Here is a 2,079-nt window from a genome sequence, read left to right as displayed (position 1 = left end):
CCCGCGGCGTTCAGCGCCGGCCACGCGACCGCGGCGAGCGCATCCTGCAACCGCGCGGTCTCCGTGTCCTCGGTCAGGTCGTAGCGTGCGCTCTCCGGCACGAACGACGGGGTGCGGGAGGGCTGCGGCACTCCCGCCCTCCGCGCGTCTCCCGCGGTGCTTCGGACGGTCCCACCCGCACGGGTCCCGGGCAGCCGCGCGGGCGTAGGATCGGCACCGTGACTGTCGCCCCAGAAGGACGCAAACTGCTGAGGATCGAGATCCGGAACTCGCAGACGCCCATCGAACGCAAACCCGAATGGATCCGCACCCGAGCCAAGATGGGTCCGGAGTACACCGACCTCAAGGGTCTGGTGCGCCGTGAGGGCCTCCACACGGTGTGTGAGGAGGCCGGTTGTCCCAACATCTACGAATGCTGGGAGGACCGCGAGGCCACCTTCCTCATCGGTGGTGAGCAGTGCACCCGCCGCTGCGACTTCTGCCAGATCGACACCGGCAAACCCACCGACCTCGACCGCGACGAACCCCGTCGTGTCGCCGAGTCCGTCCAGGCGATGGGTCTGCGGTACTCCACCATCACCGGGGTGGCGCGTGACGACCTACCCGACGGCGGTGCCTGGCTGTACGCCGAGACGGTCCGCAAGATCCACGAACTCAACCCGGGCACCGGCGTCGAGAACCTGATCCCCGATTTCAACGGCCGACCCGAGCTTCTGCAGGAGGTGTTCGAATCCCGGCCCGAGGTCCTCGCCCACAACGTCGAGACCGTGCCGCGGATCTTCAAGCGCATCCGTCCCGCGTTCCGGTACGACCGCTCCCTCGGTGTGCTCACCGCCGCCCGTGAGTTCGGCCTCGTCACCAAATCGAATCTGATCCTGGGCATGGGCGAGACCCCCGAGGAGGTCACCCAGGCCCTGCACGATCTGCACGACGCCGGCTGCGACATCGTCACCATCACCCAGTACCTGCGTCCGTCGCCGCGGCATCATCCCGTGGAGCGGTGGGTCAAGCCCGAAGAGTTCGTTGCGCATTCCGACACCGCGAAGGAGATCGGGTTCGCCGGCGTCATGGCCGGGCCGTTGGTCCGCTCGTCGTACCGTGCCGGCCGCCTCTACGCGCAGGCGATGGCCCATCACGGACGCGAACTGCCCGCGAACCAGGCGCATCTGGCCCAGGAGGGATCCGCGAGCCAGGAGGCCGGAGCCGTCCTGGCCCGCTTCGGTAGCTGATCCGACGTCCGGGCACCCCGCGGTGGCAGGCACCCCACCGCGGGGAAAGTATCCTGGACACCATGGCGAAGGGCAGTAAGGCAGACAAGGAAGCGAAGGCCGCCGCGAAGGCAGCCCGCAAGCAGGCATCGAAGGAGCGCCGCACTCAACTCTGGCAGGCGTTCCAGATTCAGCGCAAGGAAGACAAGCTCCTGCTGCCCTGGATGATCGGGGCGCTCGTCGCGTCGATCGTCGTCTTCTTCGTCATCGGCCTGATCTTCGACATCGAGTGGTTCCTCCTGCCTCTCGGCATCATCGTCGGTGGCCTCGCAGCATTCATCATCTTCGGTCGCCGTGTGCAGAAGACCGTCTACGCGAAGGCGGACGGGCAGGCCGGTGCCGCGGCCTGGGCGCTCGACAATCTGCAGGGCGCGTGGCGGGTCACGCAGGCCGTCGCCGGAACCACCCAGCTCGACGCGGTGCACCGTGTTCTCGGGCGCCCGGGAATCATCCTCGTCGGCGAAGGCAACCCGGGTCGTGTGAAGGGCCTGGTCTCGCAGGAGAAGAAGCGGGTGGCACGCCTGGTCGGCGACACCCCGATCTACGAGATCGTCGTGGGCAACGACGAGGGCCAGGTGCCGCTGGCACAGCTGCAGAAGTATCTGAACAAGCTCCCCCGGAACATCGACACCAAGCGGATGGATTCGATCGAGAACCGGCTGTCGGCGCTCAACTCGAAGAAGACCGGTGCGGCCCTCCCCAAGGGGCCGCTGCCGCAGGGCGCGAAGATGCGCAGCGTGCAGCGGACGATCCGCCGCCGCTGACCGCACCTGCACCAGCACTCCCGCGGCGGGGTCGAGGGCATCGAGCG

General features: G+C 68.0%; 2 protein-coding genes. Both read left to right on the top strand.

All coding sequences use genetic code 11. The features are described 5' to 3' along the window. Nucleotides 1-218 precede the first annotated feature (218 nt). On the top strand, nt 219-1,229 hold the full coding sequence (gene lipA / locus LDQ05_RS19525; RefSeq protein ID WP_226438605.1) for a lipoyl synthase: 1,011 nt from the start codon (nt 219-221) through the stop codon (nt 1,227-1,229). A 62-nt stretch (nt 1,230-1,291) separates the two neighbouring features. Next, nucleotides 1,292-2,032 carry a DUF4191 domain-containing protein gene (locus LDQ05_RS19520; RefSeq protein ID WP_226438604.1) on the top strand — a complete coding sequence of 247 codons (741 nt, stop codon included), beginning with the start codon at nt 1,292-1,294 and terminating at the stop codon, nt 2,030-2,032. Nucleotides 2,033-2,079 lie beyond the last annotated feature (47 nt).

It is taken from the genome of Rhodococcus yananensis (assembly GCF_020515525.1).
In the GTDB taxonomy this organism is placed as follows: Bacteria; Actinomycetota; Actinomycetes; order Mycobacteriales; family Mycobacteriaceae; genus Rhodococcus; species Rhodococcus yananensis.
The sequence above is the reverse complement of the archived record's forward strand: the minus strand, read 5'-3'. Positions and strand labels throughout refer to the sequence as shown.

What these genes read in the sequence shown, in the direction of transcription:
- LDQ05_RS19520 (WP_226438604.1), top strand. Translation starts at nt 1,292, where the DNA reads ATGGCGAAGGGCAGTAAGGCAGACAAGGAAGCGAAGGCCGCCGCGAAG.